The organism is Dactylosporangium sp. NPDC051541, from assembly GCF_044454505.1.
GTDB lineage: Bacteria > Actinomycetota > Actinomycetes > Mycobacteriales > Micromonosporaceae > Dactylosporangium.
The window spans coordinates 425,236-450,098 of record NZ_JBITDU010000009.1 but is presented as its reverse complement, the minus strand read 5'-3'; the positions used below and the strand labels follow the sequence as shown (position 1 = coordinate 450,098).

The following is a 24,863-nucleotide window of genomic DNA, read 5'->3' as shown; positions in this document are numbered from 1 at the left end:
CGGACCAGACTCGGACGCATGCGAAACTGGCTGATCACCGGGTGCTCGTCCGGGTTCGGGGCGGCGCTGGCCCGGGCCGCCCTCGCCGCGGGGGACCGGGTCATGGCGACCGCGCGCGACCCCGAGGCGCTGACCGAGTTCCCGGACCGGGCCCGGCTCGACGTGACCGACGCCGGCTCGATCGCCGCCGCGGTGGCGAGGACGGTCGAGGAGTTCGGGTCGATCGACGTGCTCGTCAACAACGCCGGCCACGGGTCGGTCGGCGCGGTCGAGGAGATCGAGCCGGAGCACCTGCGGGCGCTCATGGACGTCATGTTCTTCGGCGCGGTCGCCCTGACCCAGGCCGTCCTGCCGCACATGCGGACCCGGGGCCGCGGCGCGATCGTGCAGATCTCGTCGATGGGCGGGCAGCTGACGATGCCGGCCTTCGGAGCGTACTGCGCGGCGAAGTTCGCGCTCGAGGCCGTCTCCGAGGCGCTGTACGCCGAGGTCGCCGCCCTGGGCGTGCGCGTGCACATCGTCGAGCCGGGCGCCTTCCGGACCGGCTTCGGCGGTGCGGGCCTGCACCGCTCGCCGCGACTGCCCGCCTACGCGGAGACGACGGCCGCGACCCGGGCCGCGGTCGAGTCGATGGACGGCGCCCAGCCCGGCGACCCGGCGAAGGCCGCCCGGGCGATCCTGACCCTGCTCGACGCCCCGGACGCGCCGCTGCGCCTGGCCCTGGGCTCCGATGCGGTGGACGCGATCCGCGCCCACCACACCTGGCTGCGGGAGGATCTGGCGAAGTGGGAGCGGCTGAGCCGCTCCACCGACTACGACATCAGCGAGTTGAGCTCCCCGAAGTCGTAGGAGTCGGCCAGGGCCGTGTAGGTCCCCGACCCGTAGACCTCGGCCGCGGCCTTCCGCGCGACGGCGTAGGCGGCCTCGGCGATCCACGACCCGAGGCTGACCCGGGCCACGCCGAGGGCGGCGAGCTCGGCCACCGGCGGCGTGCCCGGCTGGGCGAGGACGTTCAGCGGCGCCGGGATCGCCTTGGCCAGGCTCCCGATCGTGTCGGCGTCGGCGACGCCGGGCACGAAGATCCCGGACGCCCCCGCGGCCAGGTAGGCCTCCGCCCGGGCCACGGTCTCCTCCGGCTTGCCGCGGAAGTAGGTGTCGATCCGCACGTTGATGTAGAGGTCCGGGGCGGCGGCCCGGGCGGCGGCGATCCGCTCCTGCTGGCCGGCGACGTCACGCAGGCCGACGCCGTCGCCGACCTTGGCGCTGTCCTCGATGTTGACGCCGACGGCGCCGGCCGCGACGACACCGCGGATCGTCTCGGCGACGTCGGCCGGGGTGGCGCCGAAGCCGGACTCGATGTCGGCGGTGACGGGCAGGTCGGCCGGGACGGCGCGGACGATCCGGGCCAGGTGCTCGAGGGCCCGGTCGCGGTCGAGGACGTCGCCGTCGGGGGCGCCGAGGGTCCACGCCACACCGGCGGAGGTGGTCGCGACGGCGGGCGCGCCGGCAGCCGCGATGACGCGGGCGGAGGCGGGGTCCCAGGCGTTGGCGAGCACGAGCGGTCCGGTGGCGGTGTGCAGGGCATGGAAACGGGCGGCGCGGTCAGTCATGCGGGACATCCTTCCGCCTTTCGAGGGGTCGCCCCAACGTTTCAGCGAGGGCTAAATTCGTATCCGTGGTCTCGATCGGCCTGTCGGCGTCCGCGGTCGCGCGCATCCGGTTCGCGGTGTCGCCGCTGTGGGAGACGATCGCGAGCCTGCGCGTGCTTCGGAACCCCGCCGCGCACGCGATCCATCTCCCGTGGGCGGCCCGGCTGCGGCACCTGAAGCCGCCCATCGACGTGCCGCCGTTTCCGGCCGCGATCCCCGACTACCTGACGCCGAAGCCGCCCGGGCCGTTTCCGGAGCTCGACGAGGAGCTGGCGCTGCTGCCGGCGCCCGTGGCCGACGGGCTGCGGGAGTATTTCGCGATCGCCGTCGCCCCGCACTGGCCGCGTATCCGAGCGCTCCTGGAGGCCGAGGTCCACGCCCGGGCCCGGACCCTGGCCGCCGACGGGGTGGGCGGGCTGCTCAACGACCTGCACGCCAACGTGTCCTTCGCCGACGGCACGTTGTCGGTGCTGCACCGCTGGTGCACGGCCCCCGACGTCGCGAACGGCGGCGACCTGGTGCTTATCCCGTCGGTGTTCGTCTGGCCGACGGTGCTCACGGTCTTCGACGTCGAGGCGCAGCTGGCCTACCCCGCGCGGGGGATCGGGGCGCTCTGGGAGCCCACCTCGGGCGCCGACATCGACGCACTCGGCGCGCTGGTCGGGCGGGCCCGGGCCAAGCTCCTGACCGAGCTGGCGGCCCCGGCCTCGACGACGGACCTGGCCGGTCGGACGGGCCTCACCCCGGGTGGCGTCTCGCAGCATCTCTCGGTCCTCCGTGCGGCCGGGCTGGTCCGCGCGCACCGCGCGGGACGCAGCGTCCTGAACTTCCGGACGGCGGCCGCCGAAGCCCTCCTCAACGCCAACGGCCGACGCCCAGAAGACTAGGCGCCGGCCGGTGTCAACCAGGTGTCAGTTCGAAGCGCTGCCAAGCTCGGCCTGGCCGCCGTCGCCCTCGACGTGCACCTCGGTGCCCCGGGCGAACGCGGCGTCGAACTTCTGCTCCAGCGCGTCGAGCTCGTTGAACTCGGCCTGGTGCGACGACTCCGAGCCCTCGGCCGCGAAGACGTGGTCGTCCTCGGACTGGTTGTGGCTGTAGTTGGTGAAGTTGTCCTCCGAGTAGTGCACGGCCGCCGGCTGGTCGTACTCGGTGTGGCTGCCGGTCGAGAAGTCCGTCGACTCCTGGGCGTGGTGGTCCTGCTCGTACACGCCGAACTGCGACTGCGCGTCGGCCTCGGAGCCGCTGGCCTGGTGGAGCTGGTCGAGCTGGGCGCTCTCCTGGCCGGCCTCGTACTGGCCGTAGTCGACGTCGTGGCCCGTCGCGCCGGTGTCGCCGGTCTCGTAGTCGCTCATGTCGCGGATCCCTTTCACGGGGTGGTATGTGCTGGTCTATGTGGTGCCGGGCCTTGCGAGATCCACGTTAGGCGGGGGCCGATGGCTCGGAATCCCGGAAACGTGCCAGCGGCCTGACGCGTTGTTTCGGCTTGCTGGCGGGGAGCGTAGCCCGGCCCCGGCGGCCGGAACTATCCCCCACATGACAGCTGATCAGCCAGTTTTCGTCGCGGGGGCGGGGCCGGTGCATACTCCTGCGGTGCTACGACACTGCTGCGACGGACTGCGCGCGCAACTGGAACAAGACCCGGACGACGACCTCGACCCGTGGGACGACCCGGACGTGGTGGTCGTCTACATGCCGCGCTTCGACGAGTACGGCCTGCCGATCCGCGACGGTGGCACGTCCATGGTCGTGATCGGGTTCTGCCCGTGGTGCGGTGCCCGCCTGCCGGAGTCGCGGCGGGACGCCTGGTTCGACGAGATGGACCGGCTCGGCCTCGACCCGTGGGAGGACGAACTGCCGGAGGAGTATCAGAGCGACGCCTGGTGGCGCAAGGACGAGCCGGCCGGCACGGCGCGGGAGTTCGTCGAGCCCGAGCGCGTGATCAGCCCCGCCTGACGAGCTCGACGACCGGGATCCGCCGCTCGGTGCCGGCCTGGTGCTCGGCGAAGAACGGATACTGCGCGGCGATGCGCGTGAACAGCCCGTCGCGGTCGGGCCCGGTCGCCGGGGTGGCGGTGGCCGGGTACTCCTCCCCGTCGACCTCGACCGTCACGGCCGGGTCGGCGGCGAGGTTGCGAAACCAGTCGGGGTCGCGCTCGGCCCCGGCCGCGGAGGCGATGACGAGGAGCCGGTCGTCGAGGCGGACGTACATCATCGGGTTCGTGTAGTGCCGGCCGCTGCGCCGCCCCTTCGTGGTCAGCAGCAGCAGTGGCCGGCCCTCGAGCCTGCGCCCGGCCGCCCGGAACTGCTCGATGAGCTTCGCGTTGGCCGCGTTGAGGTCCGCGGGAATCTCCGCCATGACGCCCCCTACACCGGTTCGAGGAGTTTCGACTTCTGCACGATCGGCACGCTCAGCGTCTTGTACCCGACCTGCTCGAACAGTACGACGACGCGGTCCTGCTCGTAGGCCATCACCGTCCCGGTGCCCCACGCCGTGTGCCGCACCTCGCTCGACACCGGGAACGGCCGCTCGTGGTGCTCCGTCTGGTTCTTTACCTCCGGTGCGGCCACGAGCGGCGTGCTCTTCCTGCGCAAGATTCGCTGGTACCACCTGAGGCGCGGCACCACCGGATCGACCACGACGGTGCCGTTGGCGCAGTTGTCGCAGTGGCCGCAGGCGGTCTCGGCCTGCTCACCGAAGTAGGCCAGCAGGGACCGGCCGCGGCAGTTCGCGCTTTCCGCGTACTGCCGCATCATGTCGATCCGCGACCGGCGCAGCGTCTGGTGCCGCTCGTACTGGGCCAGGGCGAGCCGCGCGGCCTCGGCCGGCGTGGGGGCGTAGCGCGGGGCGGTCAGCTTGTTTCCGGCGCCGACCTCGACCGCGCCGACCTGCTCCAGGAGGCTCAGCAGGGCGGTGATCCGGCGGGCCGGCAGCCCGCTGCGGGTGGCCAGGCCGGTGCGGGTCGCGGGCCCCTCGCGCAGCGCCGCGGCGAGCTGGGTGAGCTCCTTGGCGTCAGGCGCGCCGGTGGCGAAGAACCGCTGCAGGGCCACGTCCTCGGGCCGGAAGAACAGGATCGTGCGGGCCGGGCCGCCGTCGCGCCCGGCGCGGCCGATCTCCTGCAGGTAGCTGTCGGGGGAGTCGGGCAGGGCGACGTGGTGGACCCAGCGGATGTTGGGCTTGTCGACGCCCATGCCGAACGCGCTCGTGGCGACCATCACCGGGATGCGGTCGGCCATGAAGTCCTCGTATCGCCGGTTGCGTTCGCCCGCGGCCAGTCCCGCGTGGAAGGCGACGGCCGGGATGCCCTTCTCGGCGAGGCGCTCCGCGTACTGCTCGGCGATCGCGCGCGTGGGGGAGTACACGATGCCGGGATGTTGCTCTTGTTGTATCTGTGCGTAGAGGCGCTGCCAGCGCTGGTCCTCGCTGGTGCAGTGCACGGCCCCGAGCTCCAGGTTGGCCCGGTCGAGCCCGGCGACGAGGACGAACGGGTCGCGCAGCCCGAGCGCGGCGCTGATGTCGGCCCGGACGGGCGGTGACGCCGTGGCCGTCAGCGCGACGACCGGCGGCCGGCCCAGTTCCCGGATCAGATGGCCCAGCTGCAGATAGTCGGGTCGGAAGTCGTAGCCCCACGCCGACACGCAGTGCGCCTCGTCCACGGCGACCAGGCCAGGTCGCAGCGCGCGGACCTCGGCGAGCCGGTCCGGGTTGCCCAGCTGCTCGGGCGTGATGAACAGGAACCGCGCCGTCCCGGCCCGCAACGCCTCGAGGGCCTTGCGCTGCTGGGCAGGTGTCTCGGCGGAGCTGATCCGCACCGCCTGCCCGGCCCGGCGGCGGTTGAGCCCGGCGATCTGGTCCTGCTGGAGGGCCAGGAGTGGTGAGATGACAATGGCCGGCCCGGCGATCAGGGTCGCCGGCACCTGGTAGATCGCGGATTTTCCGCCGCCGGTGGGTAACACCACCAGTGCGTCACGCTGCTTGAGCAGGGCGCGCATGGGCGGGAGCTGTCCGGGGCGGAGCGTTTCCCAGCCGAACTCGTGGCGGGCGGCACGGCGCAGGCGGGTCGTCGCGGGCACAAGATTCATCGAGTCGGGACTGTACCGGTGTTCGAACGCTTCGGCGCGCTACGCGACACGCCGTGCCTTGAGGACTCTCACCGTTCAGCAACCGAGATGCACCCGGAAGTGACGGCGTAAGCACCCTTCGTAGTCGAAAGTTCTTCGTGTCAGCAGGTGGACCGCCTGCACGGGGTTCACCAGGGACACGAGGGGGAACCGATGACGACCCTTGAGGGTGCCACGCTCAAGGTCCATTTGGAAGGCCGGGAGCTCGAGGACCTGATCCGCGAGCATCTGCCGCTCGTCGGGCATCTGGTGCGCCAGACGCTCGGCCGTCTGCCGGCCCATGTCAGCCGCGAGGACCTGGTCTCGGCCGGGATGGCGGCGCTGGCCGGCGCCGCGAAGGCGTTCGACCCGAGCCGCGGGATCCCGTTCGGCAGCTTCGCCACCACCCGCATCCGGGGCGCGATCCTGGACGAGCTGCGCGGGCTGGACTGGGCGAGCCGGTCGGTGCGGGCCCGGGCCAGGCAGGTCGACGGGATGCAACAGGAGCTCACCGCGGCCCTCGGCCGCACACCGACGAACGCCGAGCTCGCGGAGGCGCTCGGGGTCAGCGTCGACGAACTGCAGTCCATCGACGACGACGTCCAGCGGGCGGCCGTGCTGTCGCTGCAGGGCTTCGCCGCCGGCAGTGCCGAGGACATGGTCCCGGAGCGGGCGGCCGGGCCCGAGGACCTGATCCTGCACCGGGAGCGCATCGGCTACCTGCACAACGCCGTGGAGGCGCTGCCGGAGCGCCTGGGGAAGGTCGTGAAGGGGTACTTCTTTCAGGAGCGACCGATGATGGAGATCGCCCACGAGCTCGGCGTGACCGAGTCGCGGGTCTCCCAGTTGCGGGCGGAGGCACTCATGCTGCTGCGCGACGGCCTCAACACCCACCTCGACCCGGACCTGGTCTCGGCCAGCGACAAACCCACGGGCTGTGTGGCCCGCCGGCGCGAGGCCTACCACGACAAGATCGCCAATGCCGGCAACCTCAACAGCCGCCTGGCGCAGACCAACCACCACGGCATGCCGTTCAACCAGTCCGGCCGCAACGCTTGATTCTTTTGGTCGCACCCGCGGGCCGCCCATATTTTTGGGCGGCCCGTACGCTGCGTATCTAATCGTGAGTTAAAGATCACCGTCCGATTGTGTCCGCCGGGCGGTGTTAGGGTTGCCGCGGCAATTGGTCCGGCACGTTATCCAGGCGTGCGACGCGACACCGATTGGGCGGGCAATGCGTTTCGAGTCGGCGGAATTCGACACTCCGGAATACGGCGAAAACCACCATATGCGGACTCCGGCCCCACGCCGGGGCGGCCGCCGCCTCGCGGTCATCGTCGCCGCGGCCGCCGCGGTCCTGGTCGTGGCCGGCGCCGCCGGTGCGGTGACGTTCATGGGATCCGACAAATCCGACAAACCGGTCTCGATCGACTCGGCCGCTTCGGACGGTGCCTCGTCCTCGGAGGGGACTGTCGCTGACGCCGAGGCGCTGGCCGGCCTCGGCGCCGGGCCGTCGGGTTCCGCGTCCGCCGCGGGCAAACCCGGCGCCACCGCCACCAAGGGCGGCAGCAACACCAACGCCGGCCCCGGCGCCCCGCCGATCGCCGCCGCCGCGGGCAAGCAGTGGAAGACTTCGTTCAGCGAGGAGTTCACCGGCACGTCGCTCAACACGTCGAAGCTCAGCCCGTGCTTCGACTGGAACACCGGCGACTGCACGTCGACGTTCAACGACGGCCGCGAGCACTACCAGCCCAGCCAGGTCGTCGTCTCCGGCGGCACCGCGAAGCTGATCGCCGCCCCGCTGAGCCCCGCGTACAAGACCAGCGCGTGCCAGAACGGCGCCTGCACCTACAAGGCGGGCCTGCTGTCGACGGCCCGCCCCAACGCGAACGCGGGCAGCAAATACCTCTACGCGTTCACCTACGGATACGTCGAATCCCGCTTCAAGTTCCCCGCGACGCAGGGCTTCTTCACCGCCTTCTGGATGCTGCCGACGGACACGTCGTACAACTACAAGACAGAGTTGGACATCCTGGAAGAACTGGGCGACGATCCGTCGACGATGTACATGACATACCACTACAACAACCGCGAAGAATCGTTCGCCGGCAACAGCGGCAAACACAATAACGGCAAGTGCGCGGCGAAGGACTACTCGAAGGACTTCGTCCGCATGGGCGTCGACTGGGAGCCGGACCACATCGCCTGGTACATCGACGGCGTGGAGTGCGCCCGCTTCACCGACGCGTCGGTCATCGAAAAGGGCCCGATGCAGCTGATCCTGCACATGATGGTCGACAACAACTGGCAGCGCCGCTGGAACGTGGGCCTCACCGACCCGACCCTGACCCGCCAGCTGGAGGTCGACTACATCCGCGTCTACCAGCAGACCGCCGCCTGACGCCCCGCGCCCCTTGTGCGGGGCGGCGGCTGAAACTTCCAGCGGCGCGCGCGTCCTGGGCAGCGGCGCCGGTCGCGGAGCGGACCGACGGGATGACCCTGACGTCGGCGGGCTGATAGCGTCCGGCCGTCGCGATCCAGGGATGTGGATGCACATGGTCTTCGGCGCGGGGCGCACGGTCGGGGCGAAGCTGCCGCACCTGCTGGCCGCTGTCCTGCTGCTGGGCCTGGCCGACTCCATGATCGGCCCGTATCTGGTGCTGTTCGGCGCGGACCGGGCGCACCTGTCACCACTGCGGGTCGGTGTCTTCATGTCCGTCATCGCCGTCAGCGGACTGGTCGTCACATCGTGGCTGGGCCGCCGATACGACCGCGGCCCCGGCCGGTGGCCCGCGGTGGTCGCCGTCCTGGCCCCGGCCGCCGGCTACCTGGCGCTGAGCACGACCACCAGCTACGCCCGGCTGCTCGTCATCGGCGCGGCCCTGCTGGGCGCCGGCCTGGCCGCGTTCTCGCAGGTGTTCGCCCTGGCCCGGACCCACCTGGACCAGGCGTCCGGCACCGCGTCGAGCCGCGGCACCCTGGCCCTGCGCTCCGCGTTCTCCCTGGCCTGGGCCGTCGGCCCGATCCTCGGCGCCGCGGCCCTGGCCTGGCGCGGCTACAGCGCCCTGCTCCTGCTGACCGCCCTGGCCTTCGCCCTGGTCGTCGCCCCGCTGCTGCTCCTGGGCCCCACACCGGCCACACCCCGACCCGCCGACCACCCGCGAACCCCGACCCGCCCACCCCGCCCGGTCCTGCTCGTGGCGGCCGGCTTCATGCTCTTCAACACCGCGATGTGCGCCGGCTCGGTGGCGCTACCGCTGTACATCACCCGCACCCTGGCCCGCGCCGACCAGGACGTGGGCCTGCTGGCCAGCACGTGCGCCGTGGCGGAGATCCGGGCCGCGCTGGCCCTGATCCTGCTCCCGGCCCGGGTGTCCCGGCAGCGCGTGATCCTGCTGGGCATGCTCCTCTTCGTCGCCTACTTCACCCTCGTCCCCGCCGTCTCCAGCCTGCCGCTGCTCCTGGCCGCCCAGGTCGCCCGCGGCCTGGCGATAGCCGCGGTCAACGCCTTGGGCATCACCTACATGCAGGACCTCCTCCCGGATTCCCCGGGCCGGGCCACCGCCCTGTTCAGCAACGCCTTCATCACCGCCTCCCTGGTCTCCGGCCTGGTAGCGGGCGCCACCGCCCAAACCCTGGGCTACCGCGCGGCCCTCCTGCTGTGCGCCCTGATCAGCGCGGCCGGCGGCCTCCTAGTGCTCACCGCCCGCCACCCACCCCGCGCCACCCCCGCCCCACCGCGCACCCAACACCCGGCCGGCGAAGCACTACCCCAAGCCTGAGCGCCCGCGCCGGCGCTCCGGCCGCGATCGCGGTCCCGCTCGCCGCCGGCCGGGTCACCGCGCTCCCGCGCAGCCACAACGCTCCGGTGAGCTGACCGGAGGCGACCCGCGTCTCGCGGTGGTGAACCTGTGCGCCACCGCGAGCGGCGGTGAGCCGGCGGGCGGACGCGAACCCGGCAGTGCCGCCGTCCATGTCTTCACATCGTTGCTCGGGACGGCGCTCGACGCCGCCAACGTCCGGCGGGCGCTGCGGCGGGCGGCGCGGGCGGCGGGGCTCGATCCGAAGCGGTGGACGCCGCGGGAACTGCGGGACCGCTTCGTGTCGATCGCCTCGGCGCTCGGGCTGACCTTGGAGCCGATCGCCGATCTCGTCGGGCACGTGGGAACGCGGGTCACCGATGCGGTCTACCGCCGGCGCCTTGGACCCCGGGTCATGTCTGGACAGCCGGAGAGGAACAAGGTATTCGAACTCCATGAGTAGCACTGACAGCCCGCCACGTTCCCGTATCGTCGGTGCGGTTGCTGGGGTCGTCGTCGTGCTGGCGCTGATCCTGACGCAACGCCACTGGCTGTCTGGCTACCCGGACTGGCAGAAGGCCCTGGCCGCCGGGTTGGTCGGCTTCATCGTGAGCGTGATCGTTCACCGCGTCATCCTTTGGCGGAAAACCCGATGACGGTGACGGCGTAGCGGCCGCCCGGGGCCGCCGCGTCCCCTGGACCCCCTGATAGACCCCAAAACCGCAGGGCCCGTACCAGTTGCCTGGTACGGGCCCTTCCTAGCTGCGTGGGCGATACTGGGTTTGAACCAGTGACCTCTTCCGTGTCAAGGAAGCGCGCTCCCACTGCGCCAATCGCCCTTCAAAGTGCCACCTGGTTAGCGTGGCCTTCGAGGTGGGAACGGGATTTGAACCCGTGTACACGGCTTTGCAGGCCGTTGCCTCGCCTCTCGGCCACCCCACCGTGGTGACTTTCCCGAGCGGACGACCGGATTCGAACCGGCGACCCTCACCTTGGCAAGGTGATGCGCTACCAGCTGCGCTACGTCCGCACCGTCACCGCTGTTCCCTGGTGACGGATGCAAACTTTAGCCGACCGCCATCCCCCATGCCAAACCGGTATCCCGCTTCGGCGCGTCGAGGGGGGTTCACCTGCGGTTCTGCCTGCTCTGGCGGGGGACGGGGGCGGTGGGTGCGCGCGACGTGGAGTACCCCCGACGCGGCTTTGCCGGTTTTTTTGACCTTGAGTGGTCTCGGAGTGCGGAGGCCGGGGACGACGGGCGGGCGAGGCGTCACGCTAACGAGCGATGGGGGCCGGGAGCGGAGTCGGCGGGGGATGCGCTAGAGTGCTTCGCAGTGCGGACGTAGCGCAGCTGGTAGCGCATCACCTTGCCAAGGTGAGGGTCGCCGGTTCGAATCCGGTCGTCCGCTCTTTTCTTACTCCAGATTCCGCAGGCGCGCGGCGGGAATTGGGCGTTTCGGCGGTTTCGCCAGCACCCACAACGGGTTGGAAACGCCCACCACATCGCCCCCGGCGAGTTTCACCTGGACCCGGACATAATGGCCCGGCGGCACCGTGACGCTCGACGATTTCGCGATTTTTTTCGAGGGTACTGTTCCGGCTTCGTCGGCCACCCCGAGCACCACTTCCGCCTTCGCGCCGCTGGGCAGGCCGGTCGCGATCGCGTCGACTTTCACCGCGGTCTTCGACAACAGCACGGCACCCATCTGGGAAACGCCGCCGACGCGCAGGTCCAACGTTCCGCGGTAGCGGGCCAGATCCGTGAACCAGGCCGCGCCCTTGGCCAGTGCGGCCAGCAGATCGGGCTGCGATTTCGACGCCGACCAGACGTAGGTGATGTCGTGCTCCGGCTCCTTCGCCCAATCCTTCGCGTCGTGGTCGTCGCTGCTGCCGACGGCCGTGAAGAACAGCGCGTTGCGGGCCGCGACGTCGAACACCCACAACAGGTCGTCGTACGGTTTGCGGCCGATCTCGACGAGGTCCACCCCGAGGAAATCGCGGTCCAGCATCAACCGCACGAGCTCGTCGCGCCGGCCGATGTCGAGGGGGTGGTTCCAGCAGACGAGCCCGCCGTGCGATTGCAGGTACCGCACCATCGACGCCGTCAGATCGGGGCGGTTGTCCCGGACCGGCGGGCTCGGAAACGGCGGGAACTGCAGATCGCCGCCGAACCAGTTCAAGTGCCGCACCAATGACACCTCGAGGGCCCGGAAATGCGTCACGCCCGTGCCGTGCTTGGCCGCCGCGGCCGCGATGACCTCGGCCCGCAGCTGTTCACCGGCCTGGCCCGCGCGCCGCTTGCGCCGGAAGGTGAGCCGGTCGACGACGAAACCGGCGTTGCGCACCCCGATCCGCAGCCCGGTCAGCGCATTGTCGCCGGCGGCGATATCCGGCCACAGCTTCGCGATGTCATCGACGAGGACGAACGTGAACTCCTGCCATTGCGCCGGCTTGATCGGCAGCTGGACGGTGCCGACCGGCCCGGACGCGGCATGCGTCGTGACATCGAAGAGCCCGATTTGGTACCGCAGTGTCAGCACCCCTTTCCCGGGATGATTCGACAGCTGCAGTTCGAACAGCAGGGCCCCGTCCTTCGGCAGCGTCTCCGGCAGCAGGTCCAGCGTGAGCTCGGTATCGGCGACGCAGGCGTTCATGGTGTTGTTCCACGACTGCCCGCGGTACCAGAGGATGTCCTTGCTCGTGCCCTTGCCGTTGAGCCGCAGCGCCTTGCCGGTGCCGTCCTGCGGCGAATGCGGTGCGGCCACGAACTCGGCGACCGGCTTCACGGGTTTGCCGTCGGTCTCCTGGACCCATTTCCAGTCGAGTCCGAACTCGGGTTCGACGGGCCCGTCGAAATGCACCGCCTGCCGGTGCTCGAACGCGGCGATCCGGAAGTCGTGATCCGTCCACCAGATCACGTCGACGCCGTGCTTGCGGGCCTGTTCGAAGTGCGCGGAAAAGCTCGCCGACCCCTCGCTGAACGGCCCGTGGATGTGCATCGCCATCGAGACCGGCTGGGTCTTTCCAGCGCCACCGGACCAGTCTTCGGTGGGCGGGCTGGAGGCGGGCAGAGCACCGGCGGTGAGGGCGGCGCCGGCGGTACCGAGCAGGGCACGTCGAGTCAGGGTGGGGTCCACATAACCTGACGTTCCCGGATGTGTGGACCGCGCCGCAGCCGTTTCGCTAAAGCTGCTCCACGTGGATGTCCACTTGACCCGATCGGGGCTCTTCGACGCGATACCCGAATCCCCGCAGCGTTTCCGTCAGCTTCCCCGCCGTCCGCGGCCGCGCCCCCGATGTGAGCAGTGCTCGCACGATTCGCCCTTTGGTGGCTTTGTTGAAGTGACTGACGACTTTCCCGCCGTGCAGCACCCGAATGCCGACCGCGTTGCGGGGCGCCCACATGCCCGCGTACGCCGACGACCGCAGATCGAGCACCAGCGCATCCCCGACCAGCGCGTCGAGGGGCCCTTTGAGCGCTCGCTTCCAATGCGCGGCGAGCGTCCCGACCCCCGCCAGATTCACCCCGATCGAGCACCGGTACGGCGGAATCCGGTCCTTCAACCCCACGACGCCCCACAGCCCGGAGAAGATCAGCAACTCCCGGCCGGCCCGGGCCCTGGCTTTCGCGTCGAGACCGGCCAGGTCGAGGGCGTCGTAGAGCACGCCCGTGTACACCTTGCCGGCCGCCTGCGCGGGCGCCGTCTCCAGCCGCGCGTTGCGCTCCACCTCGGCCGTCTGCCCCGCCCCGAGCCCCAGCACCGCGATCGCCGCCGGCGGGTCGGCCGCCAGCTTCACCAGATCGTCCATGACCGCCCGGCGCGCCTCGGCCAGCTCGGGCACGGACAGCTTGGCGAGGTCCACCGCCGCTCCCCGGCGGGGGGCGTCGGCTTTGCCTTCGGAGGGCGGCAGCAGGATGAACACTCCGCGGACAGTACCTCCCTGCCTTCCACGCACGGCGGCAAGCCCTTCGGGCCAAGACACGGCCGCTCACGCCGGACAACCGAATCCAAGTCGGGAAGCCGACACATCCGGCGCAGGCTTTGGTCGACATGGTGCCAAGAGCCCGCCGCCTCAAGCACGAGCGCGGCACGTTCATGCTCCAGTCGAGCAGCCACATGGAGGCGTCGAAGGCGCGAGCCCGCCGCGGCCGTCGGTCTTCACCGAGGTCATGCTCACCGGCTTGCGCGGGGGTAGCACAGTCGACCGCCGAGGACGGCAATCGCTCGCCAAGGCAGTCAACCTGGTGGCGAATACGTCGTGATCGGACTGTGCGGCGCTATCGGAGGCAACAAGTAATACCCGCCAGGCGTTGCCACTCGTCGGCGGTTGCCGCGTGGACGTTACTGAACACCAGGTGGCTGCCGCGCACGTACGGGTACTGCGGCGGGCCGAGGCGGTGGAGGATGACGAGCCACAGCGGCGGGCCGAGGAGCAGGGCGGTGGGCAGGCCGTAGGTGTCGTGGACGGCCAGGTGGCGCTGCCAGATCAGCCATAGGGCCAGCGTGCCGCAGCAGATGGGGATCGACCACGGGACGTCGCGGGTGCGGCGGGCGTGGCGCAGGAAGCGGGGGCGGCTGGCGGCGTCCAGGGGGACGTGGATGCCGTTCGGTTCGAGGCCGGAGTACGGCAGCGGAAGCCTGGTCAGGTCGGTCACGGTGGTGCCGTCGACCAAGGAGCGGTGCGGCATCGGCGGTAGCGGGCCGGCGATCTTCCACGACACCCTGGGCACACGTGCAGCGTCGCAGATCGACGCCAGAGCCGGACGCGGCCGGCTTGACGGGCCTGTTCGTTATACCTAGATTCCTAGGTATGGACCTGCGGGGTCATCTTGATCTTCTGCTGCTGGCCACGCTGCGGCGGGTCGAGCCGGTGCACGCCTACGCGCTCATCGCGAGCCTTCGGCAGCAGTCCGGCGGGGCCTTCGATCTGCCCGAAGGGACTGTCTATCCGGCGCTGCACCGGCTGGAGCGGGATGGGCTCGTGCACAGCGAATGGAGCGCTGAGCAGCCTCGGCGGCGGCGGGTTTACCGGCTCACCGCGGCCGGTGCGGCGGCGGTCGTGGTCAAGCAGCGGGAGTGGACGGTTTTCGAGCGCGGTGTGCGGGCCATCCTCGGCCCCCAAGGTGCGGAGGGACTTGCGTGAGCGACGTCGAGCGATACCTGGATGAGCTGTTCGACCGGCTGGCCGGGCAGGGGGCGGCCGGGCGGCGGATGCTCGAGGAGGCCGAGCAGCACCTGCGGCTGGCCGTCGCCGACCGAGTCGCCGAAGGGATGCCGGTGGCGGACGCCGAGCGGGAAGCCGTCGCCCGGTTCGGCGCGTCCGGGCCCATCGCCTCGCTGCTGGGACGGGTCTACCAGGGGTCGCGTCTCGTGCGGGCGGTGGTGGTCGGCGGGTGGGTGGTGCTCATGCTCGCCGGGGCCCACATTGTGACGGCGCTTGTGCTGGCCGAGTGGGGCACCAGCTACACGATCATGCGGCAGACGGCCGTCATCGGTGTGCTCCTGCTGGTGGCGGGCGGGGTCGGGGTGACGGCCGGGCGGTGGGCCGGGGGCCGGCCGACGCACGCGCTGCTCCAGGCGTCCGTGCTCGCGCTGGCCGGGGTCGTGGTGCTGGTCGACGTGCCGCTCGCGGTCGGGCTGGCGTTCGGTGAGCAGGGGCTGCACCGGCATGCGGCGGCGCTGCTCACGGGGGTGGCCGCGGCCAACGTTCTCGGGGTCGGGGGTGTGCGGCGCCTCGCGCGGCGGTCAGCGGAACAGGGTGAGGTCGATGGCGTCGGCCATGGCTCGCTGGCCGGCGATGTTCGGGTGTAGCGGGTCGGCCTGGTAGGCGGGGAGGACCCGGGCCGGGTCGGACGGGTCGCGGAGGACCTCGTCGAAGTCGGCCACGCCGTCGAACGCGCCGGAGGTTCGGATGAACGTGTTCACCTGCTGGCGGGTCGCCTCCTGGGCCGGGCCGAAGCAGCCCCCGTCGCAGCCGTACGGGGTGATCGTCGCGGCGATCACGCGGAGCCCGTGCGCGTGGGCGCGGCGGGCGATGGTGGCCAGGCCGGCGATCAGGGCGTCGGCGGTGGCGTTGTAGCCGATGTCGTTGATGCCGTCGGCCAGCAGCAGGTAGCGGGCGCCGGTCTGGTGCAGGGCGTCGTCGGTCAGGCGGCGCAGGGCCGAGACGCTGGTGCCGTTGCCGCAGCAGTCGGTGCGGTCGGTCAGGACCTGGTTGCCGCCGATGCCCTGGTTCAGCACGCCGTAGCGGCCGTGCAGGCGGGCCGCGAGGACGTCGGTCCAGCGGTCGTTGCCGTTCCACGTCGTGTAGGCGCCGTCGGTGATCGAGTCGCCGAGGGCCACGACGCTGCCGCGGGTGGGCGGGGCCGGGCGGACGTCGACGCCGGACAGCCAGAACCAGCTGTTCACCGTGGTGGTGAAGGCGTCGGCGGGCGCGCCGGCCCGGTTGCCGGCGGCGACGAACTGGGTGCCCTGGGCGGCGTCGTGGCCGGTGATCGCGGCCGCGTCACCGCCCGCGGTGACGTACACGTCCACGGCCAGGTCCTGGCCCGGGGCGACGCTCAGGGCGATCGGGTCGCTGAACACGGCGGCGCCGGCCGGGATCGTCACCTCCGGGCGGCCGTTGAACGTGACCCGGCGGCTCGTGCCGGGGGCCACGGCGGCCTGGCCGGCCGCGACCGCGCGGGCCGCGTTGACCGCCCCGAACGTCACGGGGGCGGCGCCGAAACCATTGGACAGGCGCAGGCGGATCGGGGTGCCGCCCAGCGTCGGGTGGACCAGCATGCGCAGGGTCTGGTCGGCGAACGCGACACCGGTCTCGCGCTGCGGGCTGGTCGACCAGCTGCCGGTCCAGGACCGGGGCGCAGTGCCCGCGAAAGCCGGGGCGGGGGCGAGGAGCGAGACCGCGAGCATGACGAAGAACACGAGGCGGCGCATCATTCGGCCCTCACGTTGTCGACGAAGTGGGTGCCGCCGGTGTTGAGGAAGATCCAGACGCCGGTGACCTGGGTCAGATCGAGGTCCACGCCGAGCGGGCAGCTGATCTCGTTGAGGTGGCGGGTCACCGTGCGGCTGGTGCCCGGGTTCGTCCACGTCCAGAAGCCGCCCTGACACCACGACCCGGTGCCGCCGATCTGCAGGGCGATTTCGCCGACGGTGCCGGTACCCCCGGCTCGAATGTCGAATTTGAACGCGGTGCGGCCGGACAGGTCCAAGGGTGTGGCGAGCTTGGTGCCGAACCAGTTGCCGCCCGCGGACGTCGTGATCGCGAGGCCGTGCTCGCCGTCGGTGTGGAAATCGGAGCTCTGCGCGACGCTCTCGCCGGACGGTGGGTTGGCCGTGGTCCACCCGTCGGTGCCGGATTCGAAGGTGTACAGCGTCCGCTCCTGCGGCTGCACGGGGTCGTCGGGTGTGGCGCCGCCGCAGGTGAGGACCGGGGCGGCCCAGTCGGCCGGGGCCGGGGTCGTGGCCGTGGTGACCAGCCGCAGCCAGGTCGCGCCGGTCAGGTCGGCGGTCAGGGTCACCGGTGCGGCGCCGGGCTGGAGGAGGCCGCTGGTCGCGGCGGCCGTGTCGTCGGCGTAGATCGTGAACGTGGCCGGACCCGTCCCGGAGGCCCCGGCGTCGGTGGCGAGCCGCGAGCAGTGGCCGCCGACGTAGTAGCGGATCTGCGTGGGTGCGGTGGTGCCGAGGCCGCGGGTGTAGACGCGGCCGGCGAGGGTGATGAGGGAGCCGCTCACGCTCTGGTCGACCTGGAACGGCGCGCTGCTGTCGATCGGCGCGATGGTGCTCAGGTAGCGGTTGCCGTCGGCGGGCGCGGTGACGACGGTGGCGACCAGCTCGCTGGTGCTGCGGCCGGTGCGGTGCGGGCCCCAGCCGTAGGTCGCGGACACCGCGATGGGGTAGCGGCCGGCGGCGGTACCCACCGGAACCTGGACCTTCCAGGCCACGTCGAGCGACTTGTCGGTGCGCAGTTGCCGGGCCGACGACGCCGTCGCCGGTGTCAGCGTCCAGCCGGGCGGAGCCTGCACGGTGACGGTCACGTCGCGGAGGTCGCCGGCGCCCCGGTTGGTGACGGTCGCGGACAGGGTGGCGCCGTCCCCGCCCGGGATGAGGGTGGCCGTGGCCGCGCCGACCGTCACCGCGGGTGCCACCGCGGCCGGGCCGGTCAGCGGGCGGACTCGATAGAGGACAGTGCCGTGTGCGGGTACCGCCGCCGCGATCGTCGTCCTCGCCTGCAGCACGGTGCCGGTCCACAGATCCTGGAGCCGGTAGGCGGGGGCCCGGTGCAGCCCGGTCGCCGCCGCCGGCACACCGACCGTGGCCAGGGTGTCGGTGGAGTTGTACAGCGCGATCGCGTGGTCGCCGTTGGCCAGGGGCTTGTCCAGCACCATCAGGCCGCCGCTGTCGGCGACGACCTTGCCCTGGACGCCGAGCCGGTCCTGGTCGACGGCGATCAGTTCGCGGTTGCCGAGGATCGAGAGCGTCTCCGCGGAGGCGGTGCGCAGGTCGGTACCGATGATCAGCGGCGCCGCCATCACCGCCCACATGCTCATGTGGGTCCGGTACTCGGTCGCGGTCATCTCCCCGTTGCCGATCTCCAGCATGTCGGGGTCGTTCCAGTGCCCGGGGCCGGCGTACGGGTACAGGGGCGCGTTCTGCGCGATGATCGAGCGCAGGCTCGGCCAGCTGTCGCTGATGTCGCCGGTGGTCCGCCACAGCTGCCCGACACCGCCGGCCCAGGTCCACGGCTGTGACGCGCCCCACTCGCAGATCGAGTAGACGATCGGCCGCCCGGCCGCCGCGAGCGCGTCGCGCATGGCGGTGTATCGACGGATGTAGTCGGCCTGGGACCCGTCGGACTGGTTGTTGCAGTTGTCGTACTTCAGATAGTCGACACCCCAGCCGGCCCACGTCCGCGCGTCGGTCGTCTCATGGCCGAGGCTTCCGGGGTACCCGGCGCAGGTCTTCGTCCCCGCGTCGCCGTAGATGCCGAGCTTCAGCCCCTTGCCGTGCACGTAGTCGGCGACGCCCCGGATTCCGGCCGGAAATTTCACCGGGTCGGGGACGAGCCGGCCGTCCGCGTCGCGCTCCTTCTGCGACCAGCAGTCGTCGATGTTGACGTAGTTGTAGCCGGCCGCCCGCAGACCGGACGAGACGATGATGTCGGCCGTCTGCTCGATGAGGGCGGCGTCCACCTCACAGCCGAACGCGTTCCAATTGTTGAAGCCCATCGGGGGTACCGCGGCCAGGCCGGTATTCGCCGGGGCGTGCGCGGCGGCCGGGCCGCCCACCGGCGCGAGGATCAGCGCGGCGAGCGTGGCGACGGCCAGGCCGAGTCCGAGTCGTCTGCGCATTCGCATCCCACGCTCCTTGCCGACGGGTCGTCCGGGGACTGGTGAACGCCCGAAAGGCTAGGGAGCTTATCCGGTTAAGTCAACGATGAGCGTCGATGCAAATGCTCGCCGGATCATGACGCTCGGTAACCGGCCGCCGACCCAGCCGGGCGTTCACGCGGGTGTGGCCATCCGGACGAGTGGCCGCGGTCGTCGATCTCCGCGCGGCCCGCTAGCGTCGGCATCGATACCTACAACAGGAGGTAGCGATGGCATGGAGAGCCGCACGCTCGTTGCTGGTCCTCCACCGACAGTTACAGGCCGGCGCGCCGGCGACCCGGCCACCGGGGACCGGGGCGGACGAGTGGGGCCTGATCGGGGACGCGGCGCACGACCCGACCTCCGACCACACCCCGCACAACTTCCCCGGCTGGGGCGACCAGATCGTCACCGCGGCCGACTTCCCCAACCGGCCCGACCTGGGGCTCGACGCCCACCGGGTGCTCGACGACATCCGGCGCTCCCGGGACCCGCGGGTGAAGTACGGGATCTCCAACGGCCAGATCTACTCCAGCTACGGCGTGAGTGGATACGGGGCCTGGGACTGGCGGCCCTACAACCCGAAGAACGGTGACAAGCACTTCACGCACGGCCACCTCTCCGTCGTCGGCGACAGCCGGGCCGACGGCGAACAACCCTGGCAGACCATCGGCGCGAACGTCGCCGGCGAGGAGGATGACGACGACATGGGTGCTTCGTTCGGTCCGATCCCCATCGAGCGCGAGGGCCTCACCTCGCTGACCATCCCGCCGGTGCAGGCCGGTGCGGCCGACCCCCGTGCGGCGTGGCTGAACTTCTGCAACGACACCGGTCAGGTCTACGCGCTGCGGATCTGGTTCTCCACCGGCAACGGGGGCTTCGCACCGTTCCCCGGCACCAACGGCGGCCTGGTGGCGATCCAGTCCGGGCAGCGCTGGTCGCAGGAGATCCCGGCCGGCACGTCCTGCCTGTCGATCCTGCGCCAGGCGATCGACCCGGACGGCAACATCGTCCCCCCGAGCGCCGATTTCCGCGCGTTCGCCGGCCACCTCACCCTCGCCATCGAGCGCGGGCCGGTCATCCGCAAGTAAGGACCTCGCCGTCCTGGTCCACGCCGTGCGCACCGGACGCGGCGGCGTGGACCATGATGGAGTGGTGAACTTCCGGTCGATCTACGCACACGGCTTTGCCCGGGTGGCCGCCTGCACCGGGCGGACCGCCATCGCCGACCCGCTCGCCAACGCGGCCGCGATCCTGGCCCAGGCCGCGCAGTGCGCCGGGGACGGTGCCGTCCTCGCGGTCTTCCCGGAGCTGGGCCTCAGCGGCTACAGCATCGAGGACCTGCTGCTGCAGGACGCGGTCCTCGACGGGGTCGAGGACGGGCTGGCGCGGGTCGTCGCCGGGTCGGCCGAGCTGCTGCCGGTCCTCGTGGTCGGGGCGCCGCTGCGCCACCGCGGCCGGGTCTTCAACTGCGCCGTCGTCATCCACCGGGGCCGGGTCCTCGGGGTGGCGCCGAAGTCCTACCTGCCCAACTACCGCGAGTTCTACGAGGCCCGCCAGCTGACCCCGGGCGACCTGGAGCGCGGCGGGACGATCCGGGTCGGCCGGGCGGACGTGCCGTTCGGCAACGACCTGCTGTTCGCGGCGGCCGACCTGCCCGGGTTCGTGCTGCACGTGGAGATCTGCGAGGACATGTGGGTGCCGGTCCCGCCCAGCGCCGAGGCCGCCCTCGCCGGCGCGACCGTGCTCGCCAACCTCTCCGGCAGCCCGATCACCGTCGGCCGGGCCGAGGACCGCAAGCTGCTGTGCCGCTCGGCGTCGTCGCGCTGCCTGGCCGCGTACCTCTACGCCGCGGCCGGCCTCGGCGAGTCCTCGACCGACCTGTCCTGGGACGGCCAGACGATGATCTACGAGAACGGGGTCCTGCTCGCCGCGACCGAGCGGTTCCCGGACGGTGACCGGCGCTCGGTCGCGGACCTCGACCTGGACCTGCTGCGGCAGGAGCGGCAGCGGATGGGCACCTTCGACGACAACCGCCGCACCCACGCCGCGCGGACCGGCGACTTCCGCCGCGTCGAGATCACGCTGGACCCGCCGGACACGGACCTCGGTCTGCGCCGTGTCGTGGAGCGGTTTCCATTTGTACCGGCTGACGTCGAACGCCTGAACCAGGACTGCTACGAGGCCTACAACATTCAGGTCGCCGGGCTCCGGCAGCGCCTGTCCGCCATCGGCGAACCCAAGATCGTGATCGGGGTCTCCGGCGGGCTCGACTCGACCCATGCCCTCATCGTCGCCGCGCGCGCCATGGACCGGGCGGGGCGGCCACGCACGGACATCCTCGCCTACACGATGCCGGGGTTCGCGACCTCAGGCGGTACCAAGGACAATGCTTTCGCCTTGATGCGGGCCCTCGGGGTCAGCGTCCACGAACTCGACATCACCGCCACCGCCCGGCTGATGCTGGCCGAAATCGGCCACCCGTTCGCCGCGGGGGAGCCCGTCTACGATGTGACCTTCGAGAATGTCCAGGCCGGTCTGCGCTACGACTATCTGTTCCGGATCGCCAACTACCGCGGCGGGATCGTGCTCGGCACCGGCGACCTCTCGGAGCTCGCGCTCGGCTGGTCGACGTACGGTGTCGGCGACCACATGAGCCACTACAACGTCAACGGCGGCGTGCCCAAGACGCTGATCCAGCACCTGATCCGCTGGGTCGCGAACAGCGGCCAGTTCGACGACGAGGTCGGCAAGATCCTCAGCGTCATCGTCGAGCAGGAGATCAGCCCGGAACTGGTGCCGGGGGAGGAGCTGCAGTCGTCGGAGTCGAAGGTCGGGCCATACGCGCTGCAGGACTTCACGCTGTTCCACGTGCTGCGCTACGGGATGCGCCCGTCGCGGATCGCGTTCCTGGCCTGGCACGCGTGGCACGACCCGGCCGCGGGGGCGTGGCCGGTGCACTTCCCCGACGACAAGCGCGTCGCCTACGACCTGCCCGCCATCCGGCACTGGCTCGAAGTCTTCTGCCGACGCTTCTTCGGCTTCGCGCAGTTCAAACGCTCCGCCCTGCCCAACAGCCCGAAGGTGTCGGCGGGCGGCTCGCTGTCACCGCGCGGCGACTGGCGGGCCCCCTCCGACGGCAACGCGAACGCCTGGCTCCGCGACCTGGAGCGGTGGGACTGGACGTGAGCTGCTGTTCGTGTGACCAGCAGGCGCGCCCCGACCGGCCGCCCGAGGTCCGCGGCGCACGCGTCTTCGACCTGCTGAACCCGTACCCGTCCCGGGCGATTCCGGTGGGAGCGGATCGACGAGACGGCGGCCGCGCTGTCAGCCCGCCTCCGCTGACCCGCGCCGGCCCCACCCGGGCCGCCTACGTCCGGGGCGACGCCTTGAGCTCGTCGCGGATCAGCGAGTAGAGGTAGAGGCTCCGCCAGCGGCCCTCGCGGAACTGGGCCGAGCGGATCAGGCCCTCGCGGGTGAACCCGGCCTTCTCCAGGGCCCGCTGCTCGGCGACGTTCTCCACGTCCGTGTAGGCCTCGACCCGCTCCACCGGGGTGGTGTCGAAGAGGTACTCGGTGAGCAGCCGCTGCGCGACCGCGCCGATGCCGCGCCCGCGATACGGGGCCAGCAGCGCGATCCCGATGTTCCAGCAGCTCCAGGTCCGCACGCCGTAGGACTGGCGGTTCCACAGGACGCTGCCCGCGACGGCGCCGCCGGCCTGCACGATCAGGCAGCCGCTGTCCGGGCCGATCAGCCGGTTCTCCTCGAAGCGGCGGCGGGTGGCGGCGATGTCGCGGTATCCCGCCCAGTTGAACGCCCCACCGGCCTCCGGGTCGTCGGCCTGGAGCTCCACCAGCCAGAAGTCGGCCGCGGCGACCGGTCGCAGGCGCACGTCCGGGATGTCCAGCTCTGCGGAGTTCATCGAAACAGCGTATCGGTTGCGATGTGTCGAGAACTTGTCGCGGCCGAGCCGATCCCGCGTCCTTCGACGATGATTGGCGCGGGCAGAGGTTGGAGTACGCAATGACGTCGGGTTCCGGCGCGCACGGATGCGTCGAGGCTGACATCGAAGGCAACCCGGTCACCGCGGCGCTGCACGCATTGCACACCGAGGGGGACCTCAACACGGCACGGCGGCTGTTCGACGTCGCCTACGCGCACGCCGAGGCGGCCTGGGACGTGCCGGCCATGGCCGAGGCGACGCTGGGCTTCGCCGGGGTCTGGGTCCACGAGCATCGCGTCGGCGCCGCCGCGGCTGTTCTGGAGCAGCGGCTGACCCGACTGCTGGGGCTGGTCGACCCGGAAGGGACTTTGGCGGTACGGCTTCGCGCCCGACTCGCGGCCGAGCGTGACTACCGGGAGGGCCGCAGCGACGCAATCCTGGCCGCCCTGGAGGAGGCCCGCGCCGACGGCGATCCGATCGCGCACGCCGAGGCGCTGAGCCTGGCCCATCACTGCCTGCTCGGCCCCGAGCAACGGCAGCTGCGGCAGGAGATCGCCACCGAGCTCCTCGGCGTGAGCACCGGCACCGGCCGGCGCGGCGACCTGGTCATGGCGCTGCTCTGGTGCACCGCGGACCGCTTCCTCGACGGCGACCGGCACGCCGAACGCCGGCTGTCGGAGCTGCGGGGTGCCCTGGCCGACCGCCCGCACCTGGCCGCCGGATACGTCGCCGACGCGATCGACGTGATGCGCGACATCCGGGCCGGCCGCTTCACCGAGGCCGAGGCGGCCGCCCAGGCCTGCTTCGAACGCGGCAACGAGGCCGGCGACGCCGACGCCGCCGGCTGGTACGGCGCGCACCTGGTCGCGATCCGCTGGTATCAGGGCCGGCTGCCGGAGCTGCGCCCGATGCTCGACAAGCTCGTCCACTGGCCGACGCTGTCCGTGGTCGACAACGCCTACTTCGCGGTCCACGCGGTCACCGCCGCGCTGGCCGGCGAGACCCGCACCGCCGCCGGGGCACTGGCGCGGCTGCGGGGCCCGGCGCTGAAGGAACTGCCGCGCTCGGGCAGCTGGCTCGTCACCATGCACGGCATCGTCGAGGCGGCCCGCCTGCTCGGCGACGCCGACCTGGCCGAGGAGGCCTACGAGCTGCTCCGGCCGCACGCGGAACGCCCGGCGATGGTCAGTCTCGGGATCGCGTGCTTCGGATCGGTACACCACGCACTGGGCGTCGCCGCCGCCGTCTCCGGCCGCCGCGACCTCGCCGTGGAACACCTGACCCGGGCCGTCGCCCACAACCGGGCCCTCGGCCACTGGCCGGCGGCCGAGGAGTCCCGCAAAGCCCTGGAACGCCTCGGCCCGGAGCAGCCGGAGCGGGCCGTGTGCGTCCGCGAACGGCAGCACTGGCGCCTCACCTGGGGCGAGCGCACCGTCGTCGTCGAGAACAGCGTGGGCATGCTGCACCTGGCGGTCCTGCTGGCCAACGCCGCCACCGAGATCCCGGCCGTGGAGCTGGCGATGGGCGTCACCGGCCTGGCCGCGGCCGCCGGCGCCCGCACCACCCCGCAGGCGGTCCTGGACCAGGAGGCGATGCGGCGGTACCGCCACCGGGTAGCCGAACTGCGCACCGAGATGGAGTCCGCGGCCGGCACCCGCCGCGCCGAGGCCGCCCGCGAGGAGAGCGAGGCCCTCCTGGCCGAACTCGCCGGCAGCGTCGGCATCGGCGGCCGCTCCCGCCGCTTCGTCGACAACGCGGAACGCGCCCGGGTAGCGGTCGGCAAGGCCATCCGCCGCGCGATCGCCCGAGTGGAGGAGTCCGACCCGTCCCTGGGCCGCCACCTGCGCGAAACCGTCCACACCGGCCGCCAGTGCTCCTACCGCCCGGCATAGCGCCCGGGCGTCGCACGATCGTGGTGGATGTTGAACCGTCGCGGCCCGGCTGGCTACCGTGGAGGCCCCCGCTCACCCGAGCCAGACAGGCGCGACCATCACCAGGGA

The 24,863-nt window shown here is 71.6% G+C and carries 23 protein-coding genes and 4 tRNA genes; 14 read left to right on the top strand and 13 right to left on the bottom strand.

Features of this window, described 5'->3' with window-relative positions:
- Nucleotides 1-18 precede the first annotated feature (18 nt).
- A complete protein-coding gene (locus tag ACIA8L_RS36370; RefSeq protein ID WP_395911700.1) occupies nt 19-849 on the top strand; it encodes an oxidoreductase in 831 nt (276 codons plus the stop codon).
- On the opposite strand, the gene ACIA8L_RS36365 is transcribed toward ACIA8L_RS36370, so the two are convergent.
- The gene (locus tag ACIA8L_RS36365; protein ID WP_395911699.1) at nt 813-1,610 is read right to left on the bottom strand and encodes an isocitrate lyase/phosphoenolpyruvate mutase family protein; all 798 of its coding nucleotides are present in this window, start codon (nt 1,608-1,610) and stop codon (nt 813-815) included. The two genes, ACIA8L_RS36370 and ACIA8L_RS36365, sit on opposite strands and share 37 nt — an antisense overlap.
- A gap of 65 nt (nt 1,611-1,675) precedes the next feature.
- Between ACIA8L_RS36365 and ACIA8L_RS36360 the strand changes: the two genes are divergently transcribed.
- Nucleotides 1,676-2,536, top strand: a complete 861-nt coding sequence (locus ACIA8L_RS36360; protein ID WP_395911697.1) for an ArsR family transcriptional regulator — start codon at nt 1,676-1,678, stop codon at nt 2,534-2,536.
- Between the two features lie 24 nt (nt 2,537-2,560).
- Here the strand turns inward: ACIA8L_RS36360 and ACIA8L_RS36355 are convergent, their stop codons facing one another.
- Nucleotides 2,561-3,001 (bottom strand): hypothetical protein, encoded by a 441-nt coding sequence (locus ACIA8L_RS36355; protein WP_395911695.1) that lies wholly within the window; start codon nt 2,999-3,001, stop codon nt 2,561-2,563.
- 181 nt (nt 3,002-3,182) lie between these two features.
- Here ACIA8L_RS36355 and ACIA8L_RS36350 point away from each other — a divergent pair, with 181 nt between their 5' ends.
- Nucleotides 3,183-3,602 carry a DUF6980 family protein gene (locus tag ACIA8L_RS36350; protein ID WP_395911693.1) on the top strand — a complete coding sequence of 140 codons (420 nt, stop codon included), beginning with the start codon at nt 3,183-3,185 and terminating at the stop codon, nt 3,600-3,602.
- Here ACIA8L_RS36350 and ACIA8L_RS36345 read toward each other — a convergent pair.
- The gene (locus ACIA8L_RS36345; RefSeq protein ID WP_395911692.1) at nt 3,589-4,005 is read right to left on the bottom strand and encodes a nitroreductase/quinone reductase family protein; all 417 of its coding nucleotides are present in this window, start codon (nt 4,003-4,005) and stop codon (nt 3,589-3,591) included. The genes ACIA8L_RS36350 and ACIA8L_RS36345 overlap by 14 nt on opposite strands.
- 8 nt (nt 4,006-4,013) lie before the next feature.
- The gene (locus tag ACIA8L_RS36340) at nt 4,014-5,729 is read right to left on the bottom strand and encodes a RecQ family ATP-dependent DNA helicase (protein WP_395911691.1); all 1,716 of its coding nucleotides are present in this window, start codon (nt 5,727-5,729) and stop codon (nt 4,014-4,016) included.
- Between the two features lie 192 nt (nt 5,730-5,921).
- Between ACIA8L_RS36340 and ACIA8L_RS36335 the strand changes: the two genes are divergently transcribed.
- The 5 genes from ACIA8L_RS36335 to ACIA8L_RS36315 all read left to right on the top strand — a co-directional run bounded on the left by ACIA8L_RS36335 (nt 5,922) and on the right by ACIA8L_RS36315 (nt 10,203).
- Nucleotides 5,922-6,806 (top strand): sigma-70 family RNA polymerase sigma factor, encoded by an 885-nt coding sequence (locus tag ACIA8L_RS36335; protein WP_395911689.1) that lies wholly within the window; start codon nt 5,922-5,924, stop codon nt 6,804-6,806.
- 229 nt (nt 6,807-7,035) lie between these two features.
- Nucleotides 7,036-8,148: a family 16 glycosylhydrolase gene (locus ACIA8L_RS36330; protein WP_395911687.1), complete on the top strand. Its 1,113-nt coding sequence runs from the start codon at nt 7,036-7,038 to the stop codon at nt 8,146-8,148.
- A 148-nt stretch (nt 8,149-8,296) separates the two neighbouring features.
- Nucleotides 8,297-9,529 (top strand): MFS transporter, encoded by a 1,233-nt coding sequence (locus ACIA8L_RS36325; RefSeq protein WP_395911686.1) that lies wholly within the window; start codon nt 8,297-8,299, stop codon nt 9,527-9,529.
- A 121-nt stretch (nt 9,530-9,650) separates the two neighbouring features.
- Entirely contained in the window at nt 9,651-10,010 is a 360-nt protein-coding gene (locus tag ACIA8L_RS36320; protein WP_395911684.1) for a hypothetical protein, read from the top strand.
- A complete protein-coding gene (locus ACIA8L_RS36315; protein WP_395911683.1) occupies nt 10,003-10,203 on the top strand; it encodes a hypothetical protein in 201 nt (66 codons plus the stop codon). Before ACIA8L_RS36320 ends, ACIA8L_RS36315 begins: the two co-directional genes overlap by 8 nt.
- Nucleotides 10,204-10,314: 111 nt before the next feature.
- Here the strand turns inward: ACIA8L_RS36315 and ACIA8L_RS36310 are convergent.
- The 3 genes from ACIA8L_RS36310 to ACIA8L_RS36300 all read right to left on the bottom strand — a co-directional run bounded on the left by ACIA8L_RS36310 (nt 10,315) and on the right by ACIA8L_RS36300 (nt 10,577).
- Nucleotides 10,315-10,386, bottom strand: a tRNA-Val gene (locus ACIA8L_RS36310).
- A 32-nt stretch (nt 10,387-10,418) separates the two neighbouring features.
- Nucleotides 10,419-10,489, bottom strand: a tRNA-Cys gene (locus ACIA8L_RS36305).
- A 15-nt stretch (nt 10,490-10,504) separates the two neighbouring features.
- Nucleotides 10,505-10,577 (bottom strand) — tRNA-Gly (locus tag ACIA8L_RS36300).
- Nucleotides 10,578-10,883: 306 nt separating this feature from the next.
- On the opposite strand from ACIA8L_RS36300, the gene ACIA8L_RS36295 reads away from it, so the two are divergent.
- Nucleotides 10,884-10,956, top strand: a tRNA-Gly gene (locus tag ACIA8L_RS36295).
- Nucleotides 10,957-10,962: 6 nt separating this feature from the next.
- Here ACIA8L_RS36295 and ACIA8L_RS36290 read toward each other — a convergent pair.
- From ACIA8L_RS36290 to ACIA8L_RS36280, 3 genes are all read right to left on the bottom strand, one after another.
- Nucleotides 10,963-12,684 (bottom strand): hypothetical protein, encoded by a 1,722-nt coding sequence (locus tag ACIA8L_RS36290; RefSeq protein ID WP_395911681.1) that lies wholly within the window; start codon nt 12,682-12,684, stop codon nt 10,963-10,965.
- A gap of 46 nt (nt 12,685-12,730) precedes the next feature.
- Nucleotides 12,731-13,471: a YaaA family protein gene (locus ACIA8L_RS36285; RefSeq protein ID WP_395911679.1), complete on the bottom strand. Its 741-nt coding sequence runs from the start codon at nt 13,469-13,471 to the stop codon at nt 12,731-12,733.
- A gap of 355 nt (nt 13,472-13,826) precedes the next feature.
- Complete coding sequence (locus ACIA8L_RS36280; protein ID WP_395911677.1) at nt 13,827-14,279, bottom strand: hypothetical protein; 453 nt, start codon at nt 14,277-14,279, stop codon at nt 13,827-13,829.
- 80 nt (nt 14,280-14,359) lie between these two features.
- Here ACIA8L_RS36280 and ACIA8L_RS36275 point away from each other — a divergent pair, with 80 nt between their 5' ends.
- Together ACIA8L_RS36275 and ACIA8L_RS36270 are read left to right on the top strand one after the other, a co-directional pair.
- Entirely contained in the window at nt 14,360-14,692 is a 333-nt protein-coding gene (locus ACIA8L_RS36275; protein WP_395911675.1) for a PadR family transcriptional regulator, read from the top strand.
- On the top strand, nt 14,689-15,360 hold the full coding sequence (locus ACIA8L_RS36270; RefSeq protein ID WP_395911674.1) for a permease prefix domain 1-containing protein: 672 nt from the start codon (nt 14,689-14,691) through the stop codon (nt 15,358-15,360). The genes ACIA8L_RS36275 and ACIA8L_RS36270 overlap by 4 nt, the downstream gene beginning before the upstream one ends.
- Here ACIA8L_RS36270 and ACIA8L_RS36265 read toward each other — a convergent pair.
- Together ACIA8L_RS36265 and ACIA8L_RS36260 are read right to left on the bottom strand one after the other, a co-directional pair.
- Nucleotides 15,295-16,488, bottom strand: coding sequence for an SGNH/GDSL hydrolase family protein (locus ACIA8L_RS36265; RefSeq protein WP_395911672.1), 1,194 nt, complete (start codon nt 16,486-16,488; stop codon nt 15,295-15,297). The genes ACIA8L_RS36270 and ACIA8L_RS36265 overlap by 66 nt on opposite strands.
- Nucleotides 16,485-18,908, bottom strand: a complete 2,424-nt coding sequence (locus tag ACIA8L_RS36260) for an NPCBM/NEW2 domain-containing protein (protein ID WP_395911671.1) — start codon at nt 18,906-18,908, stop codon at nt 16,485-16,487. The genes ACIA8L_RS36265 and ACIA8L_RS36260 overlap by 4 nt, the downstream gene beginning before the upstream one ends.
- A gap of 242 nt (nt 18,909-19,150) precedes the next feature.
- On the opposite strand from ACIA8L_RS36260, the gene ACIA8L_RS36255 reads away from it, so the two are divergent.
- Nucleotides 19,151-20,011, top strand: coding sequence for a hypothetical protein (locus tag ACIA8L_RS36255; protein WP_395911669.1), 861 nt, complete (start codon nt 19,151-19,153; stop codon nt 20,009-20,011).
- A gap of 64 nt (nt 20,012-20,075) precedes the next feature.
- On the top strand, nt 20,076-22,109 hold the full coding sequence (locus tag ACIA8L_RS36250) for an NAD(+) synthase (RefSeq protein ID WP_395911668.1): 2,034 nt from the start codon (nt 20,076-20,078) through the stop codon (nt 22,107-22,109).
- A 181-nt stretch (nt 22,110-22,290) separates the two neighbouring features.
- On the opposite strand, the gene ACIA8L_RS36245 is transcribed toward ACIA8L_RS36250, so the two are convergent.
- Nucleotides 22,291-22,842, bottom strand: a complete 552-nt coding sequence (locus ACIA8L_RS36245) for a GNAT family N-acetyltransferase (RefSeq protein ID WP_395911666.1) — start codon at nt 22,840-22,842, stop codon at nt 22,291-22,293.
- Between the two features lie 101 nt (nt 22,843-22,943).
- Between ACIA8L_RS36245 and ACIA8L_RS36240 the strand changes: the two genes are divergently transcribed.
- On the top strand, nt 22,944-24,755 hold the full coding sequence (locus ACIA8L_RS36240) for a hypothetical protein (RefSeq protein ID WP_395911664.1): 1,812 nt from the start codon (nt 22,944-22,946) through the stop codon (nt 24,753-24,755).
- Nucleotides 24,756-24,863: the final 108 nt, after the last annotated feature.